The 17,418-nt window shown below is 70.9% G+C and carries 14 protein-coding genes; 3 read left to right on the forward strand and 11 right to left on the reverse strand.

The features are described 5' to 3' along the window. Positions 1 to 9: 9 nt before the first annotated feature. From prmC to rpmE, 3 genes are all read right to left on the reverse strand, one after another. A complete protein-coding gene (gene prmC / locus ACFOYY_RS26555; protein ID WP_352009663.1) occupies positions 10 to 864 on the reverse strand; it encodes a peptide chain release factor N(5)-glutamine methyltransferase in 855 nt (284 codons plus the stop codon). 9 nt (positions 865 to 873) lie between these two features. Next, the gene (gene prfA, locus ACFOYY_RS26560) at positions 874 to 1,926 is read right to left on the reverse strand and encodes a peptide chain release factor 1 (RefSeq protein ID WP_352009664.1); all 1,053 of its coding nucleotides are present in this window, start codon (positions 1,924 to 1,926) and stop codon (positions 874 to 876) included. Between the two features lie 108 nt (positions 1,927 to 2,034). Next, complete coding sequence (gene rpmE, locus ACFOYY_RS26565; protein WP_352009665.1) at positions 2,035 to 2,253, reverse strand: 50S ribosomal protein L31; 219 nt, start codon at positions 2,251 to 2,253, stop codon at positions 2,035 to 2,037. Between the two features lie 290 nt (positions 2,254 to 2,543). Here rpmE and ACFOYY_RS26570 point away from each other — a divergent pair, with 290 nt between their 5' ends. Beyond that, positions 2,544 to 3,674: a hypothetical protein gene (locus tag ACFOYY_RS26570; protein WP_386193027.1), complete on the forward strand. Its 1,131-nt coding sequence runs from the start codon at positions 2,544 to 2,546 to the stop codon at positions 3,672 to 3,674. Between the two features lie 141 nt (positions 3,675 to 3,815). Here the strand turns inward: ACFOYY_RS26570 and ACFOYY_RS26575 are convergent, their stop codons facing one another. The 5 genes from ACFOYY_RS26575 to thrC all read right to left on the reverse strand — a co-directional run bounded on the left by ACFOYY_RS26575 (position 3,816) and on the right by thrC (position 10,584). Continuing rightward, entirely contained in the window at positions 3,816 to 4,460 is a 645-nt protein-coding gene (locus ACFOYY_RS26575) for a response regulator transcription factor (protein WP_386193030.1), read from the reverse strand. An 11-nt stretch (positions 4,461 to 4,471) separates the two neighbouring features. Beyond that, positions 4,472 to 5,773: a sensor histidine kinase gene (locus ACFOYY_RS26580; protein WP_362909862.1), complete on the reverse strand. Its 1,302-nt coding sequence runs from the start codon at positions 5,771 to 5,773 to the stop codon at positions 4,472 to 4,474. A gap of 157 nt (positions 5,774 to 5,930) precedes the next feature. Further along, positions 5,931 to 7,946 (reverse strand): transcription termination factor Rho, encoded by a 2,016-nt coding sequence (gene rho, locus ACFOYY_RS26585; protein WP_362777108.1) that lies wholly within the window; start codon positions 7,944 to 7,946, stop codon positions 5,931 to 5,933. Positions 7,947 to 8,411: 465 nt separating this feature from the next. Beyond that, entirely contained in the window at positions 8,412 to 9,344 is a 933-nt protein-coding gene (gene thrB / locus ACFOYY_RS26590) for a homoserine kinase (RefSeq protein WP_386193033.1), read from the reverse strand. Positions 9,345 to 9,525: 181 nt separating this feature from the next. Then, positions 9,526 to 10,584, reverse strand: a complete 1,059-nt coding sequence (gene thrC, locus ACFOYY_RS26595) for a threonine synthase (protein WP_352010164.1) — start codon at positions 10,582 to 10,584, stop codon at positions 9,526 to 9,528. Between the two features lie 199 nt (positions 10,585 to 10,783). Here thrC and ACFOYY_RS26600 point away from each other — a divergent pair, with 199 nt between their 5' ends. Continuing rightward, complete coding sequence (locus ACFOYY_RS26600; protein WP_362777111.1) at positions 10,784 to 12,304, forward strand: glycosyltransferase; 1,521 nt, start codon at positions 10,784 to 10,786, stop codon at positions 12,302 to 12,304. On the opposite strand, the gene ACFOYY_RS26605 is transcribed toward ACFOYY_RS26600, so the two are convergent. Further along, positions 12,285 to 13,643, reverse strand: a complete 1,359-nt coding sequence (locus ACFOYY_RS26605) for an MFS transporter (RefSeq protein ID WP_386193037.1) — start codon at positions 13,641 to 13,643, stop codon at positions 12,285 to 12,287. The two genes, ACFOYY_RS26600 and ACFOYY_RS26605, sit on opposite strands and share 20 nt — an antisense overlap. A gap of 94 nt (positions 13,644 to 13,737) precedes the next feature. Between ACFOYY_RS26605 and ACFOYY_RS26610 the strand changes: the two genes are divergently transcribed. Next, on the forward strand, positions 13,738 to 14,535 hold the full coding sequence (locus ACFOYY_RS26610) for an SAM-dependent methyltransferase (RefSeq protein WP_352009672.1): 798 nt from the start codon (positions 13,738 to 13,740) through the stop codon (positions 14,533 to 14,535). Here the strand turns inward: ACFOYY_RS26610 and ACFOYY_RS26615 are convergent. Next, on the reverse strand, positions 14,519 to 16,183 hold the full coding sequence (locus ACFOYY_RS26615; RefSeq protein WP_386193040.1) for a glycosyltransferase family 2 protein: 1,665 nt from the start codon (positions 16,181 to 16,183) through the stop codon (positions 14,519 to 14,521). The genes ACFOYY_RS26610 and ACFOYY_RS26615 overlap by 17 nt on opposite strands. Beyond that, a complete protein-coding gene (locus ACFOYY_RS26620; RefSeq protein ID WP_386193043.1) occupies positions 16,180 to 17,235 on the reverse strand; it encodes a glycosyltransferase in 1,056 nt (351 codons plus the stop codon). The genes ACFOYY_RS26615 and ACFOYY_RS26620 overlap by 4 nt, the downstream gene beginning before the upstream one ends. Positions 17,236 to 17,418: the final 183 nt, after the last annotated feature.

Here is a 17,418-nt window from a genome sequence, read left to right on the forward strand (position 1 = left end):
TATTCTTGCCTATTCTTGGCCGAAACGGGCGGTAACGAAGCGGTCCCTGCGGGTCAGGTCTTGGCGGCTACGCACATCACGCCAGCCGTTGTCCTCGGGGAAGAGCAGATATACCGCGGTTCCCTGCTCGTCGGCGTGCTCGACGGCGACGAACCCGCCGGGACGCAGCAGCCGCCTCGCGGTCCGCTCGACGGCCCTGACCTCGTCGAGGCCGTCGCTGCCCGAGCCGTACAGCGCGCGGCGCGGGTCGTAGTCACGCACCTCGGGATCCCTGGGGATCGCACCCGGCGGAATGTACGGCGGGTTGGAGATGACCAGGTCGACCTGCCCGTTGAGTTCGGGCAGCGCGTCGGCCAGGTCTTCGGGGTGCAGGTGGACCCGGCCCTGGCCGTGTTCGAGGATGTTGCGCTTGGCCCAGCGGTAGGCGTCGGGATCGACCTCGACGGCGTGCACGATGGCCAGCGCGATCTCCTGCGCGATGGACAGCGCAATGGCGCCGGAGCCCGTGCCGAGGTCGACGACCACCGGCGAGGCGACGTCCATCTCCCGCAGCCGCTCGATCGCCCATCCCGCGACGACCTCGGTCTCCGGACGCGGGACGAACACCCCGGGCCCCACTTCAAGGGACAGGTAGCGGAAGTAGGCGCGGCCGGTGATGTGCTGGAGTGGCTCGCGGGCCTCACGCCGGGCGATGCCCTCCCAGAACAGCGCGTCGAAATCCGCGTCGGTCACGTTGTGCAGCTCGCTGCGCCGTACTCCGTGGACAAAGGCGGCGATCTCCTCGGCGTCCGTGCGTGGCGACGGCACACCTGCCTCGGCGAGCCGGGCGGTGGCGAGGGCGATCTCGTCCAGCAGAAAGGTCATGGGCGCGTTCTATGAGTGGTCTGCGAGCTTCTCCGCCATCTCGGCGTCGAGCAGGGACTGAATCACAGCCGTGAGGTCGCCGTCCAGCACCTGGTCGAGGTTGTAAGCCTTGAAACCGACGCGGTGATCGGAGATGCGGTTCTCGGGGAAGTTGTAGGTGCGGATGCGCTCGGAGCGGTCGACGGTACGGATCTGGGACTTGCGCTCGGCCATGGCGGCGGCGTTGGCCTCCTCCTCCGCGATGGCCTGGAGACGGGCACGCAGGATGCGCATGGCCGACTCCTTGTTCTGCAGCTGGCTCTTCTCGTTCTGGCAGGAGGCGACCACACCGGTCGGGATGTGCGTGATCCGTACGGCGGAGTCGGTGGTGTTGACGCTCTGGCCGCCGGGGCCGCTGGAACGGTAGACGTCGATCCTGAGGTCGTTCGGGTCGACCTGCACGTCGACCTCCTCGGCCTCCGGGTAGACGAGGACGCCCGCGGCGCTGGTGTGGATGCGCCCCTGCGACTCGGTCACCGGCACCCGCTGGACCCGGTGCACGCCGCCCTCGAACTTCAGCTTCGACCACACGCCGTCGTCGCCCCTGGCCTTGACCGCCACGGTGACGTCCTTGTATCCGCCCAGGTCGGAATGGGTGGCGTCGATCAGCTCGGTCTTCCAGCCGACCCGCTCCGCGTACCTGAGGTACATCCGCAGGAGGTCTCCGGCGAACAGCGCCGACTCCTCACCGCCCTCGCCCGCCTTGATCTCCATGATGATGTCCTTGTCATCGTTGGGATCACGCGGGATCAGCAGGTGCCTGAGCTTCTCCTCAAGCTCGGGGACACGGGCCTCAAGCTCCTTGGCCTCCTCGGCGAACGCCTCGTCCTCCGAGGCCAGCTCCCTGGCGGTCTCCAGGTCGTTGTGGACCCCCTGGAGCTCACGGTAGGTGTTGATGATGGGAGTCAGCTCGGCGTAGCGCCTGCCGAACGTACGCGCCTGCGTGGGGTTGGCGTGCACGGTGGGATCGGCGAGCTTGAGTTCCAGCTCGGCGTACTCACTGAGCAGCTCGTCGAGATTCACCGTGCGTCCTCCTCGAAGTCCTGACGAAACCTGCCTCATCACCACGAACGCCGACCCGGGGTACTCCTCGCGGGCGAGGAGCGTTCCGGGCCGGCGTCGGGATGAGAGCTACTGGCCCGTGGTCTTCTTGCCGAAGCGCTTCTCGAAGCGCGCCACCCGGCCGCCGGTGTCCAGGATCTTCTGCTTGCCCGTGTAGAACGGGTGGCAGGCGGAGCACACGTCGGCGTGGATCACGCCGGACTTCGCGGTGCTGCGGGTGGTGAAGGTGTTACCACAGGTGCAGGTCACCTCGGTGGTGACGTACTCCGGGTGAATGTCGGGCTTCATGTCCTTCGGTTCCTCTCCAATGCGCGGTCGCCGGGTCGCCACTGTCTTTCGCCTGTTCGAGGCTTACGCGCTGTAGCACACCGAGGTGCGCGCGGGCGGGAACCGGAACCGCTGCGGTTCGGCTACCAGTGTGCCAGATGCTCCAACCATCCCAGGCCACGGGACATTCCCGGAGACCATGATCGGGTTCGTATGGACGGGTCCCATTCGTACCACTAGGCTCCGGTGCCCAAACCGTAACTTTTATCACTATCTTCACCCAAGTTGGGGGCCCAAAGATGAGGAACGGAATGCGGTTGCTTCTGGCCACCGCGACGGGGGCAGCCGTCTTCGCCAACGGTACGGTCACAGCCCTCGCCTCCCAGTCCAGCGCCCGCGCGGACACCCGCTGCTCCGGCTCCGCCGAGTTCTCCAAGGTGGAGTGGACCGAGGCGTTCGTCCCCCTCAAGGACAACAACGACGTCACCGTCACGGCCACCCTCAAGAACCCCTTCAAGAAGGGCGCCGACGGGAAGTGGGCGAAGGATCCGGACAACAAGGCTGTACGGGACATCACCGCCCTCGGCGGGGAGATCGTCAAGGCCGGGGCGACCACCGGCGCGAAGGTTGAGCTCGACCTTCCCGCCACTCCCACCATCACCGCGGACAACGAGCAGTCGGCCACCCTCGGCGAGGCCAAGGTGACCGGTAAGTTCACCGTCACCAAGGACGACAAGGACGGCAAGTGGCTGCTCAAGCTCAACCCCGTCCGCGGTAGCGCGCAGCCGTGTGTCGAGGAGATCGCGGTCGGCCCGCAGCTCAAGCTCGCGGGTGCCTCGGTGACCGACCCGGTCGTCGTCACCACGAACGACGACACCAAGGTCGCCGTCAAGGCCACCGTCCTCGGCGGCGCCACCTCGGTCTCGGCCCACCTCTACAGCAACGACGGCAACGACTCCGTCGACCTCAACCTCGACAAGGGCAACTCCGCCAACTCGTGGTACCAGGACACCTGGTTCGACAGCGACTTCAACACCGGCTCCTGGACCCTCGACGTGACCGTCACGCGCGGCAACGAGAGCATCAAGTACGAGCGGGCCGACGTCTTCACCGTCCAGCTCAAGAAGGCCAAGAAGAAGAAGGCCAAGACCAAGGTCTCCTTCGACGTCAACGCGAACAAGGTCCGCAAGGGCAAGACGGTCCGCTTCTACGGCGCCGCCTACCGGGGCAGCTCGGCCTACTCCGGCAAGGGCGTCGAGCTCTACTACCGCAAGAAGGGCTCCACCAAGTGGGTGTTCTTCGCCATCGCCAAGGCCAACCGCAGCGGTAAGTACAGCAAGGTCGTCAAGCCCAAGGCCGACGCCTACTGGCGCGCCGTGGTCACCGGCAACAGCACCACCTCCGGGTCGACCTCCGGTTACGAGTTCGTGGACGTCCGCTGATCACGAGCCCCACGTCACCTGTACCGCTCGCGTCCCCAACCCCGGGCGCAAGCCGTACAGAGGACTGACCGACCGACGAGGACCGGGAGCGCCCGGCGGCACGGACCGCCGGGCGCTTCGCCGTTCCCGGCCGGGAGCACCTCACAACCCCAGATACGCCAGTACGGCCAGCACCCTGCGGTGGTCGCCGGGGGCGGGGTCGAGGCCGAGCTTGGCGAAGATGCCGGAGACGTGCTTCTCGACAGCCCCCGCCGTGACCGCCAGCCGGACGGCTATCGCCGAGTTCGAGCGGCCCTGCGCCATCAGGGCCAGCACCTCGCGCTCCCGCCCGCTCAGGGAGCCCAGCGGACCGCCCGTGTGGTGGCGGTCGAGGAGCCGGTCGATCACCTCGGGGTCGAGGACCGTCCCTCCTGCCGCGACCCGGCGCACGGCGTCGAGGAAGTCGGTCACATCCGCTACCCGCTCCTTGAGCAGGTAGCCGAACGGTGCGGCTCCCCCACCGGCCAGTTCGGCCGCGTAACGCTCCTCGACGTACTGCGACAGCACCAGGACCGGCAGGGCCGGCTTCAGCGCACGGGCTTGGAGGGCCGCGCGCAGTCCCTCGTCCCGATGGGTCGGCGGCATCCGCACGTCCACGATCGCCAGGTCGGGATCGTGCTCGGCGACCGCGGCCACCAGCGACGGGCCGTCGCCGACCGCCGCGACGGTCTCGATCCCGCCGTCATCGAGGAGCCTGGCCAGGCCCTCCCGGAGCAACACCGAGTCCTCGGCGATCACCACGCGCATGGTCCAAGTGTTCACCAGTCACAGGGAAGTTCGGCGCGGATCACGGTCGGGCCGCCCGGTGGGCTGTCCACCCCGAGGACGCCGTCAACGGTCGCCGCCCGGTCCGCCAGGCCCGCCAGCCCTCCTCCCGGACGGGCGAGCGCGCCGCCGGAACCGTTGTCGCGGACCTCGACGGACACCCGCCGGTCGCGCAGGCCGACCCGGACCGAGGCCTCGGTCGCCCCCGAATGCTTGGCCATGTTGGTCAGCGCCTCGGCCACCACGAAGTAGGCGACGCTCTCCACGGCCGCCGGAGGCCGTTCGGCCAGTTCCACCGAAACGGCGACCCGCACGGGTGCCCTGGCCGCCAGCGCGGACAGGGCGGCGTCGAGGCCCCGGTCGGTGAGGATCGCCGGGTGGATGCCCCGCGCCAGATCGCGCAGTTCGGCGATTGCGGCCTTGGCCCCCTCGTGGGCCTGGGCGAGCAGCCGCCTGGCGGTCTCCGGGTCGCTGTCCAGTTTGACCTGGGCGCGCCCCAGATCCATGGCCACCGACAGCAGCCGCTGCTGGGCGCCGTCGTGCAGGTCACGCTCGATCCTGCGCCGTTCGGCCTCGGCCGCGTCCGCCCCGCGCGCCCTGCTGGCGCGCAGCCGGGCCGATCCGGCGATCTTCTCCCCCGGGCCGAGCAGCGCCATGGCCAGCTGCCCGTGCAGCCGCGCCATCCCCCGCGTCGCGTACAGCGCCGCGACGAGCACCCCGAGCCCCGCCGGGACACACGCCAGCGCCCCGGCCGGGCCGTCGACCGTCAGCTCGCCGACGATCCGCACCTCCGTCACCCCGGACAGCACCAGCGGCGGCGTGACGAGCAGGGCGAGCGCGACGGCCCACAGGGCGGCCGAGACGACGAACTCCACCAGGCCGACCAGCGGTAACAGCAGCAGGTACAGCAGATCCTTCCAGGTCGCGGGGTCGGCGAGTGCCCCTCCGCAGCGCAGCAGCGGGTTGCCGCCCCCACCCGGCCGGTAGGGGTCGGGGATCCTGACGCCGAAGGCCAGCCCGACGAGACGGCGTTCGAGCATCGCCGCGCCACGCCAGGCCACCATGGTCAAAGCGAGCAGCGGCGCCCCCACCCAGGCGACCGCCAGGGTCAGCGAGAACGGGATCACCGAGACCAGCACGGCGAAACAGACCAGGCCGTGGAACACGCTCCCCAGGAGGTACGGCAACGCCCGCCAGGTCATCGGGTCGACGAACATGCCCAGTGGACCGTTGGGACCCAGAGGGACGCGCAGTCTCAGCGGTGTCCGCGCCACGGGCGCCGTCCCGGCCGTCATGCGCGCCTCCCACGCCCTGTCCGCTGTGCCCTGTAAGTGCCCTCGACGGGTCTTCCCGAGGTATGGATATCCCGGGGAGGCGGATCTCACAAGGGCCGGACAACGGCGAACGCCCCGGCCGTGAGGGCCGGGGCGTTCACCGTACGGGACGGGTGGGTCAGTCGCGATCGGAGCTGACGGTCGTCGTCCTGACCTGGAGGAGGAACTCCGCGTTGGACTTGGTCTCCTTCATCTTCTCCAGGAGAAGCTCCAGAGCCTGCTGCATGTCCAGCGCGTGCAGCACACGCCGCAGCTTCCAGATGATCTGGAGCTCGTCCTTGCCCAGGAGGATCTCCTCCTTGCGGGTGCCGGACGCGTCGACGTCAACCGCGGGGAAGATGCGCTTGTCCGCGAGCTGACGGTTGAGCTTGAGCTCCAGGTTTCCTGTGCCCTTGAACTCCTCGAAGATGACCTCGTCCATCTTGGAGCCGGTCTCGACCAGCGCCGTGGCGAGGATCGTCAGCGAGCCGCCGTTCTCGATGTTGCGGGCGGCACCGAAGAAGCGCTTCGGCGGGTAGAGCGCGGTCGAGTCGACACCACCGGACAGGATGCGTCCCGAGGCCGGGGCCGCCAGGTTGTAGGCGCGGCCGAGGCGGGTGATGGAGTCGAGGAGCACGACGACGTCGTGACCCAGCTCGACCAGGCGCTTGGCCCGCTCGATGGCGAGTTCGGCGACCGTGGTGTGGTCCTCAGCGGGACGGTCGAAGGTCGAGTGGATGACCTCGCCCTTCACCGACCGCTGCATGTCGGTGACCTCTTCGGGACGCTCGTCGACCAGGACGACCATCAGGTGGCACTCGGGGTTGTTCCTGGTGATCGCGTTGGCGATGGCCTGCAGGACCATGGTCTTGCCCGCCTTGGGCGGGGAGACGATGAGACCGCGCTGGCCCTTGCCGATCGGGGCGACCAGGTCGATGATCCTGGTGGTCAGGATGTTCGGCTCGGTCTCCAGGCGCAGCCGCTCCTGCGGGTAGAGCGGGATGAGCTTGTTGAAGTCGGGCCGCTGCCGCGCCTGCTCCGGGTCCATGCCGTTGACGGTGTCGAGGCGGACGAGGGCGTTGAACTTCTCGCGGCGCTCGCCGTCGCGGGGCTGACGCACCGCGCCGGTGATGACGTCACCCTTGCGCAGGCCGTTGCGGCGGATCTGGGCGAGTGAGACGTAGACGTCGTTGGCGCCCGGCAGGTAGCCGCTGGTCCGCACGAAGGCGTAGTTGTCGAGGATGTCCAGGATGCCGGCGATCGGGATCAGGACGTCGTCGTCACCGACCACGGGCTCGTTGCCGTCGAAGCGGTCGCGCCCACGGCGGTTGCGCTCCCTGAACCGGCCGCGACGCCCGCGACGGTCGTCGTCGTCGCCCACACCGTGCTGGTCGTTGCGGTCCTGCGGGCCGCGGTTCTGCTGGTTCCTGTCGTTGCGGTCACCGCGGTCGTTCGACCGCTCGCCCCGGTCGTTACCGCGGTCGTTGCGGTCGTTCGACCGCTCCCCGCGGCTCTGGCCCGCGTCGGCGGCGCGCTGGTCGGGACGGCCCTCGCCGCGCTCACGCCTGTCGTTGCCGCGCTCGCCGCGCTCACCGCGGTCGCCGTTGCGGCGGCGGTCGCCGCGCTCACGGCGGCTCTCGCCGCGCTCGGGACGCGTCTCCGCCTGAACCGGCTCGGCCTGCTGCTCAACGACGGGAGCCGCGACGGGCTCGGCGGCGACGGGAGCGGGGGCCTGCTGGACGACGGGAGCGGGCTGCGCCTGCTCGGCGACCGGCTCCGCGGCCACCGGGGCGGCGGCGCGGGAACGTTCCCTCCGGCTGCGGGCCGGACGCTCGGCGACCGGCTCGGCCACGGGGGCCGCAGCGGCGGCGGGAGCGGGAGCCGCAGAGGCCTCCTTGGCCGCGACGGGAGCCGGGGCGCTCTCTGTGGCTACGCCCTGCTTCTCCTGGATCGCCGCGATGAGTTGGCTCTTGCGCATCCGCCCGGTCCCGCTGATGCCGAGGCCGGACGCGATGGCCTGCAGCTCAGGCAGCACCATGGCGGACAGGCCGGTGCCGGAGCGACGGCGCGGCTTGGCCGCGGCGCGGGTGGGGGTGTCGCCGGCCGTCGGCGATGCGCCGGCGGCGTCGGAGAGGAGTTCGGTGGTGTCGCTCACTAATGGGTCCTTCCCAGGGGTCGGGCGTGGCCATGATCAGCCAATCGTCCCGGTGGTGCGATCGACCCGGTGGGACAGACCGGGTCGGGTTGCACGTCGCGATCCTCGACGGCCCTTGGGGACCGCCGCCACTGTCGGGGAAGGGCACATCCATGCCGTCACCATCGAGATTCGCCGACGGTGGGGCTTGGAGGACACCCCCCGGATTGCTACCGGCAACCAGATGTCGAGGTAGTTCGAACGCGCATGTCCCCTCAAACGCCGCCTCTCGTTGCCCCAACCGAATGTGGAGCATTCGGAGGCGACGGATTCGGGGAGGCCACTGCGGCCCTCATGCCCCACGGTGTGGGAAATGAGACAGCGATGTGTGGCTGACAAGCACGCACCCAACAAGGGGGCACCTGGTGCGGCTACCAGCCTAACATCACCAGCGCACACAGCTATTCCCTGAAGGTCGAAGAGGTATCAGCGTGTCTCGGGAGAGACAACACGGGCACCGCGGGTTTCGACATCCAGTGGCTGGATGAGCCAATCCGTACCCACTTCCGGTGCGATCAAATCCTGCGTATCCACTGTGGAAAACGCAAGAATTGTGGGACCCGCTCCCGAGACCACGGCGGGGACCCCGATGCCGCGCAGACGTTGTACCAGATCCGCCGTACGTGGCATCGCAGGCGCGCGGTAGTCCTGGTGCAGCCGGTCCTCGGTCGCGGCGAGCAGCAGCTCCCGCTCGGGCCTGACGGTCAGCGCCGCCACGAGAAGCGCGGCCCGCCCCGCGTTCGCGGACGCGTCCGCGTGCGGCACGTTCTCGGGGAGGAGTCCCCGCGCGACCTCCGTCGAGAGGCGTTGTCGGGGAACGATGGCCACGGGCCGGATGTCGGCGTGCGGAACCAGTTTCAGCATATGCGGCGTGTTCGACCGGTCCGTCCAGGCGACGGTCAGGCCGCCCGCCAGGCAGGGGGCCACGTTGTCGGGGTGTCCCTCGATCTCGGTGGCCAGGGCGAAGACGTCGTCGTCGCCGAGCGAGGACGTGCCCGCGAGCGCCCTGGCGGCCAGGACGCCCGCGCAGATCGCCGCGGAGGAGGAGCCCAGGCCCCGGGCGTGCGGAATGCGGTTGAGACAGTTCAGCCGGATGCCGTGTGGCTGCGGCAGGCCCATCCGCTCGAAGGTCGTGCGCATCGTCCTGACGATGAGGTGCCCCTCACCCTGGTCCAGCTCGCCGGCGCCCTCTCCCGAGACGGCGATCTCCACCGTCCCGGTATGGGAACCGTCCGGGGTGAACAGGCTCGCCTCGACCTCGTCGTAGAGGCCGAGGGCGAGTCCCAGGGTGTCGAACCCGGGCCCGAGGTTGGCCGATGTCGCCGGGACCCGGACGGTGACCTTGGTGCGTTCGGTCATCGAGAATCTGGGGCGCGAGCCCCTGGCGTGGCCATGGGCGTGGAAGGCCCCTCCTCCTATCTGCCTGCTGTCCGCCTGACGCGGGACGGTCTGCCTGATGCTTCGGGAGTGCGCGCGAAGAGCCGCGGCGGCGGGGCCGCCGCGGCACGCGGGTCGGGGAGGTGCCCTGCGGACGGACGGTTCAGGCGAGTTCCAGTGCCTGGGCCGCGGCGTGGGCGTCGACCGAGATCGTCAGCGGGGTCGGCGCCCCGGAGATCGCCCAGTCGGGGTCCTTGAGGCCGTTGCCGGTGACCGTGCAGACGATCCGCTGGCCGGGGTCGACCAGGCCCTGGGAGTGGGCCTGCAGCAGGCCCGCGACGCTGGCGGCGGAGGCCAGTTCGACGAAGACGCCCTCCTCCTGGGCCAGCAGCTTGTAGGCGGCGGCGATCTGACGGTCGGTCACGGCCTGAATGACGCCGCCCGAGTCGTCACGGGCCGCCTCGGCCAGCTGCCAGGAGGCGGGGTTGCCGATGCGGATCGCGGTGGCGATCGTGTGCGGGTGGGGCACCGGGGCGCCGTTGACGATCGGCGCGGAGCCGCTGGCCTGGAAGCCGAACATGCGCGGGCTCCTGGTCGCGACGCCGTCCTTGGCGTACTCGGTGTAGCCCATCCAGTAGGCCGAGATGTTGCCTGCGTTGCCCACGGGGATGCAGTGGATGTCCGGGGCGTCGCCGAGGGCGTCCACGATCTCGAAGGCGGCGGTCTTCTGGCCCTGGAGCCGGAACGGGTTGACCGAGTTGACCAGCGCGATCGGGTAGCTCTCGGAGAGCTTCCTGGTCATGTCGAGACAGTCGTCGAAGGAGCCCTCGACCTGGATCAGCTTGGCCCCGTGGACGAGCGCCTGCGCCAGCTTGCCCATCGCGATCTTGCCGCGGGGCACGAGCACGGCGCAGGTCAGGCCCGCGCGGACGGCGTAGGCGGCGGCCGAGGCGCTGGTGTTGCCCGTCGAGGCGCAGATGACGGCCTTCGCGCCCTCCTCGACGGCCTTGCTGATGGCCATGGTCATGCCACGGTCCTTGAAGCTGCCGGTCGGGTTGGCCCCCTCGACCTTGAGGTAGACGTCGCAGCCGGTCAGCGCCGAGACCCGGTGCGCCGGAACGAGCGGTGTGCCGCCCTCCAGCAGCGTGACGACGGGCGTCGCCGTGGTCACCGGAAGTCGGTCACGGTACTCCTCGATGAGGCCACGCCACGCCCTGCTCATCATTGCTCCTCCCGCGCGTTCCCAGCACGCGCGTTCTACCTGCGGTGTTAGGCAGCAAGTCTACGGGTAATGGGATCTGAACCGGGATCTGCCGTCCACCAACTGGACACCTCAAGCGTCTCCCCAGGAAACGCTCAGGAAGCGTGGGTAGTGTCATCGGGTCCTGAGAAGCGGGAACGCAGACAAGGAGCGGCGGAACATGGCGGGCGGAGTGGCGACCAGACGGCCCCCGATCCGGCACAACGACTACTCCCCTCTCGATCCGCCGCCACTGGGCGACTGGGCTCCCTCCCTGTCGGTCAGCGTGGTCGTCCCCGCGTACGGCGGGCAGCACGCGCTCGACCTCACCCTCGCCTCCCTGGCCGCGCAGACCTATCCCGGTCACCTCATGGAGGTGATCGTGGTCGACGACGGCAGCGATCCACCGCTGCGCCTGCCGGACATCGCCCCCGAGGGCGCCAGGATCGTTTCCTCCGCCTCGGACGGCTGGGGCATCGCGCACGCGCTCAACACCGGTGCCGCCGTGGCCGAGGGGCGGATCATCCAGCGGCTCGACGCCGACATGGTCGTCTGGCCCGAGCACATCGAGGCGCTGGCCCGCTGGCACCACCTGAGCGACTACCTGGTCACCATCGGCGCCAAGAGGTTCGTCGAGGAGCCGCCCCCGGACCTCTCCCCCGAGGGGCTCTACGAGCACGCGCGCGCCGGCTCCCTCGGCGAGGTCCTCGACCTGTCGAACGCGCTGGCCAGTTCGACGGAGCAGACGATCTCCCGGACCGACGGCCTGCGCAGCAGCCGCAACCCCTACCACGTGTGCACGGGGCCGACGGTCTCGATGCGGCGGGAGACCTTCCACGCCGTGGGCGGGGTCGATCCCGGCGTGCTCAGGGGTGAGGACACCGAGTTCGCCTACCGGCTGGCCACCCACGGGGTGGTCTTCGTCCCGGACATGGCGGCCAGGGCCGCGCACCTGGGGCTTCCCGCGCAGCGGGTCGACCGGGACCGGACGGTCAGGGCCGTCGCCCCCTACCTGGCCCACCGGGTTCCGCTCCGCCGTGACCTGCGCAAGGACGGGGGCAGACGGTGGCTGGTGCCGTACGTGGAGGTGGTCCTCCATGTCGACGGGGACGAGAGGCAGGTGCGGGCCGCGGTGAGCGCCGCGCTTGAGGGTTCGGTCTCCGACGTCCGGGTCACCCTGGTCGCGCCCTGGTCGCGTCTGTCGCCCGGACGGCACTCGGTGCTCGGCGACCCGTCGTTCGAGCTTCGCGTGATGCGGGAGCACTTCGCCCACGACGAGCGGATCAGGCTGGCCGACGAGGTCGTCCCGACGCCGGGGCCGACGCCGTTCCGCTACACGGGGCCGGTCTCGGTCCCGCTCGGCAGGGAGACGCTGGAGCGGATGATCGCCGCGGTCCAGGAGGACCGGTCGGGCATGCTCGTCGTCGATCTCGGTGAGGACGGGTCGGCGACGCTGGAACGGGCGGAGGCGCTGGGCAGGGCCAGGCTGCTCGGCGCGGACGACGTCGTCACCTCGATCAAGGCCACCCACGGGGTACGGCACGGCACGAAGGCGGAGTTCTGGCCCGCTCCCCGGCGTCAGGCACCCAGGCCGGCCCCGGCCAAGGCCGCCAAGCCCTGCGCGAACCAGTCCTCCGCCTCCAGGGCGACCCGGTCCCTGCGTTCCAGGCTGGGGGCGGCCTTCAGGGAACTGCGGGCCTGACGGCGGGGGTCTCGCCCTGCTCCTGCTGCGGGCGGGGAACGACGCGCCGCCGTACGACCAGGCCGAAGGCGACGACGAGCAGGCCCGCGACGCCCGCGACAGCGAACGGCGCCGCGGGCCGCCAGGAGCCGAAGAGCGTCCCGCCGACCGCGGAGATGACGAGGATGCCCACGGCGCCGCAGAGCGTCTGCACGCCGTAGGCGGAGGCGCGCACCGCCGGGGGGACCTGCTGGGCCAGCAGCGGACCCGCGCTGACGATGGCGGCGATCTCGCCGAGGCCGATGAGCGCGGCCACGGCCATCATGCCCGGGCCGAGCGGGTCGTCGACCAGCAGCGTGGACAGGTAGGCGACGGCGGCCAGGGCCTGGGCGACCAGGACGGCGTCCTGGCGGCGCAGCCGGTCGCCGAGCCAGCCGAACAGCGGGGCCCCGAGGGTGGCGACCGTCTGCGCGACACCGACCACGGCTCCGCCTCTGGCCACGGCCTCGACGGGGGACAGGCCGCCCTCCCTGACGCCGTGGACGACGACCCACAGCGGCAGGAACGCCGCGACGATGGACAGGTCGGCGCGGGCCACGAAGGAGGCCGCGTACGACAGCGCGACCCCGGGGTCGCGGGCGAGCGCGAACCCCTCCCTGACCAGGCGGACCAGCGGGATGCGCGCCGAGGCGGCGTCCACCCTGATCCTGGAGATGGTGACCCACATCAGCGCGGCGACGGCCAGGACGATCACGGCGACGATCAGGAACGAGTAGCGGGCCGCGTCGACCGTGGCCGCCCTGCCTCCGTCCCCGCCGAGGTTCCTCTCGATGATCGCGGGCAGGCGGACCAGGCCGAGGACGGCCACCATGGCGCCCAGCCCGCTGAACAGGCCGATCAGTCCGTATGACTTGCCGCGTGAGCGGTCGCGGACGTAGTCGATGGCGACCGTGGCGAGCATCCCGTTGAGGGCCGCCACACCCAGGGCGAAGACGACCCTGAGCGCGACGAGCACGGTCACGTTGCCCGCGTAGGGGAACAGCAGGGTGGACAGGCCGCACAGCGCGAACCCGGTCACCACGACGGGCCGCCTGCCGAAGCGGTCGGCGAGCGCGCCGTACCAGGGGAGGCTGAGGATCATCGCGATCTCGGCGGCGGCGGCCAGCAGGGCGACCACCCTGCCCTGGTCGGCTCCCTGGCCGTCGAGCACACCGAGCAGCAGGAGCGGCTGGGCGGCGGGCAGGAATGTGATGATCATGGTCGCCGCGAACGCCATGATCATGGACGCCACCAGGTTGCCTGGGCTGATGCCGTCGGACAGGTGAAGCCCGGCGAAACGACGCGGGGGAAGGGCGGCCATGCGGCGATCTTGCCAGCCGCCTGATCACTTCTCCAGCGTTACCGCTCGATATGATCACGACAATTCCGGAAATATTTCTACCGGGGAGCAGCACGTGACCGATCAGGCACTAAAAGGCATCAACACCCAGATACCTAACGTTGCACGCATGTACGACTACTATCTGGGCGGCAAGGACAACTTTCCCGCTGACCGGGAGGCGGCGGAACGGGCCCTGACGGTCGTCCCCGAGATCAGGCACAGCGCCAGGTCGAACCGCGCCTTCCTGCGCCGCACGGTCGACTTCGTCGCCAGGACGGGCATCGACCAGTTCCTCGACCTCGGAGCCGGGCTGCCCACCCAGAACAACGTCCACCAGGTCGCCCCCGGCGCCAAGGTCGTCTACGTCGACAACGACCCGACCGTGCTGGTCCACGGCAGGGCGATCCTCGGCAAGAACGAGAACGTGACCATCGTCGAGGGGGACATGCGCCGCCCCCGCGAGATCCTGGAGCACCCGGACGTCCGCGCGGCGATCGACTTCGACAGGCCGGTCGGTGTCCTGCTCCTGGCGATCATGCACTTCGTGCCCGACGAGGACGACCCCTGCGGGATCCTCGCGACGTTCCGCGAGGCCATGGCCCCCGGCAGCCACCTGGTCATGTCACACGTCGCCATCGACGCCAGGCCCGCGGCGGCCGACGGGGTCACCAAGGTCTACGACCGGGCCTCCTCACCGTTCGTGGCCAGGACCAGCAAGGAGATCGTCCGGCTGTTCGAGGGCTTCGACCTGGTCGAGCCCGGCATCGTCAACCTGCCCGAGTGGCGCCCCGCCCCCGGGGACACCGTGCCGTACAAGGGGATCGGGTCCTACTTCCTGGGCGGGGTCGGAGTGGTCAACGGCGACGGGTGATCGCCCGCTTCACCGAGGACAGCAGACCGTACTGGACGACCTTCCTGGCCGCGGCCAGTTCCTTGCGCAGGGTGCCGACCTCGCGCCGCAGCTCGACGGCGCTCCTGCGCCAGCGGCCCGCCTCCTCGCGCCACCGGGTCACCTGGCCGCGCAACCGCTCGGCCTCCTTGGTGAGGCGGGCGATCTCGGCCTGTGCCTCCGCCCTGGCCCGGTAGGCCCCCCTGCGCCCGGCCGGGGTCCTGGCCTCCCGCAGGAAGCCGTAGGTCTCCCCGTCCGCCCAGAAGGTGCCGAAGGTGTCCTGGACCGCGTCGTCGAGCGGCTCGCCGTCGGCGGCCACGATGGCCGCGCGGGCGAAGGCCGCGGTCCGCTCCAGCCTGGCGACGATGAGTCCCCGCTCCGCGTCTTCCGCCAGGAGCACACTGACCAGGCCGTATCCTCCGTCCGTCGCCAGGTCGAGCAGTCTGGCGAGGGTGTCCTCCCCCGGCGTCCATCCGGCGGGCAGCCGAAGCCGGTACGGCACCGCCCCCCACGACGACTCCCCCGGCCGTCCCGCCTGTCCCGGGGTCGACGAGGTGAACCGCACCCGGCCCTCGTGCGCGTAGTGGCCGAGGATCAGCGTCAGGTCGAGGTGGGGGTCGCGCAGCGGGGCACGTCCCTCGACGCCCGCGTGCTCCCAGGGGCCGGGGACGGTGACCGCGACGTCGGGCACGGTGCCCGCGAGCACGGCGTCCACACTCGCCCTGACCTCGTCGTAGCCGGGGTCGCCGTCGCTCTCGACGACCACCTCCAGGTAGGGCACCTTCCACTGCCGCGCCGGGTGGGAACGCAGCCAGCGGTAGGCCGGGATCCGGTCGGCGACGAAGGCGTGACTGACCCGGTCGATCGGCGCCTTGTCACGCATCCGCATGGTCGGCCCCAGGTGGAAGGCGCGGGCCAGCGGCTCGGGCACGAAGACCGCGCCCGCCTGGGCGAGCCGGTAGCCCATCTCGGTGTCCTGACCGAGGACGAGATCGGTGTCCATGGGGCCCGCCTCGGCCAGCAACGCGGCGTTGACCGAGGTCGCGCCGCCGACGTGCAGGCTGAAGGCCCGGCTGCGGCCGTCGGTCAGGCCCGAGGTGCGTTCGATGAGGTCGACCAGCCAGGCGTGCGGCTCGGCGGGCTCGAACAGCTCGGCCAGGTCCGGCGCCTCGGCCACCTCCCGCGCCGTGGGCAGCGGCGCGGGCGTGAAACGCAGCCGCCCCGTCACCACGAGGTACGGCGCCGCGTGGTGCCAGCGCATGTGCGCCTCGACGGCCTGCCGGTCCAGGACCACGTCCGAGTCGAGCCAGTGGACCACGTCGCCGGTCGCGGCCCGCAGCCCGGCGTTTCGCGCGTGCGCCCTGCCCGGGACCGGGCAGGCGACCAGCCGGGTGCCCGCGGGCCTCAGCTCGGGCAGGCGCAGCGGCGGGTCGCTGCCGTTGTCGACCACGATGACCTCGGTCAGGTCCTCGGGGTAGGTCTGGCCCGCGAGCCCGGCGAGCACCAGGTCGAGCTTGTCCTGGCCGCCGTAGGCCGGCACGACCACGCTGACCCGCAGCGACGGGGTCCAGGCCCCCGGCTCCGGCGGGGTGAGGCTGCGGTAGTCGTTGCCCACGACCCGCGCGATCACGAGGCCTCCAGGATCAGGCTCGGCGCGAAGCCGTACCACTGGTACGACGCGACACGCAGGAAGTGGGCCAGCGGCAGCCGCCAGGTGTGCTCGGCGCTCACCGAGCGTCGCAGCATGTAGCCGAGGCCGTGGGTGCGGTAGATCCGTGCCCCCTCGGCGTGTGCGGCCTTCAGGAAGGCCGCGTCGACCCCGCGCGGCAGGGCGGGGAAACCCCCGGTCCGCGTGAACAGGTCTCTGCCGCTCAGGATCGTGCCGCCCGCGACGTGGTCGGACCAGATCTCGCTGGTGTAGTCGGTGCGGCGGACCGTGACGCCCAGGGGCTCCAGGTGGAAGAACTCGGCGGCGGTGCCCACGATGTCGGCGCCCGAGTACGCCCTGGCCAGCAGGAGGTCGGCCAGGTGCTCGGGACCGTACCAGTCGTCGTCGTCCCACTTGGCGACGTACTCTCCCGACGCTCCGGCCGCCGCCAGGTTGAGCACCTCGCCGAAGGGCACGGCCGCGGGCGCCTCGGTCACCCTGACCGGCAGGCCGCTGTCCTCGACCGCGCGCCGTACCTCGGGGTGGTCGGCCGGGACGCCATGCAGGCCGAGCAGGACCTCGGTCTCGACCCGGCGCTGGGCGGCGATCTGGGCGAGCGCCCCGCCGAGCAGGTGCGGGCGCATGGTGGACATCACGACGCTGACGGACGGGGTGCCCCGGGGAGGGACGCCCAGCAGGGACAGGCCGTGGCGGCGCAGCCGTACGCTGTGCTCCTCCCTGCGCAGGGCGGTCACCGAGTGCGGCGGCGGGTTCTCCTCCGGCTCTCCGGGGGTCCAGGCCGCCAGCAGGCGGGCCAGGCCGGGCTCGGCCCAGCCGGGCGAGGCGGCGGCGCGCAGCGGGACTCCGGCGGCGGCGAGCGCGGTGAGCGCGCCCGTGGGGACCTCCTGATCCGGCCAGCCGACGTTCAGGCCGAGCAGCGGCCTGAGCCTGTCGATCTCGGCGGCCTCCGGGCGCTCCCCGACTGGCTCACCCGCCGCGAGCCATCCGGAGCCGGACCACGTCAGCTCGGCCATCCCCTCCTTCGCCGTCCGCAGGAAGCCCGCCGGGGTCGCGGAAAGGGCCGGAACGGGCCCTGATGGGGGCGGGGACGTGGGCGGTGACGCGGAAAGAGCGGGGGAGGGCACCGACGCAGGATATCGAGGCCGGGAGATCACTTCCCAGCGCGTTCCAGGGTTGACACGGGCACTCACCGACAG

This window comes from Streptosporangium jomthongense, from assembly GCF_042650425.1.
Taxonomy (GTDB): domain Bacteria; phylum Actinomycetota; class Actinomycetes; order Streptosporangiales; family Streptosporangiaceae; genus Streptosporangium.

What these genes read in the sequence shown, in the direction of transcription:
- prmC (WP_352009663.1), bottom strand. Translation starts at nt 864, where the DNA reads ATGACCTTTCTGCTGGACGAGATCGCCCTCGCCACCGCCCGGCTCGCC.
- rpmE (WP_352009665.1), bottom strand. Translation starts at nt 2,253, where the DNA reads ATGAAGCCCGACATTCACCCGGAGTACGTCACCACCGAGGTGACCTGC.
- ACFOYY_RS26570 (WP_386193027.1), top strand. Translation starts at nt 2,544, where the DNA reads ATGCGGTTGCTTCTGGCCACCGCGACGGGGGCAGCCGTCTTCGCCAAC.
- ACFOYY_RS26575 (WP_386193030.1), bottom strand. Translation starts at nt 4,460, where the DNA reads ATGCGCGTGGTGATCGCCGAGGACTCGGTGTTGCTCCGGGAGGGCCTG.
- ACFOYY_RS26580 (WP_362909862.1), bottom strand. Translation starts at nt 5,773, where the DNA reads ATGACGGCCGGGACGGCGCCCGTGGCGCGGACACCGCTGAGACTGCGC.
- thrB (WP_386193033.1), bottom strand. Translation starts at nt 9,344, where the DNA reads ATGACCGAACGCACCAAGGTCACCGTCCGGGTCCCGGCGACATCGGCC.
- thrC (WP_352010164.1), bottom strand. Translation starts at nt 10,584, where the DNA reads ATGAGCAGGGCGTGGCGTGGCCTCATCGAGGAGTACCGTGACCGACTT.
- ACFOYY_RS26600 (WP_362777111.1), top strand. Translation starts at nt 10,784, where the DNA reads ATGGCGGGCGGAGTGGCGACCAGACGGCCCCCGATCCGGCACAACGAC.
- ACFOYY_RS26605 (WP_386193037.1), bottom strand. Translation starts at nt 13,643, where the DNA reads ATGGCCGCCCTTCCCCCGCGTCGTTTCGCCGGGCTTCACCTGTCCGAC.
- ACFOYY_RS26620 (WP_386193043.1), bottom strand. Translation starts at nt 17,235, where the DNA reads ATGGCCGAGCTGACGTGGTCCGGCTCCGGATGGCTCGCGGCGGGTGAG.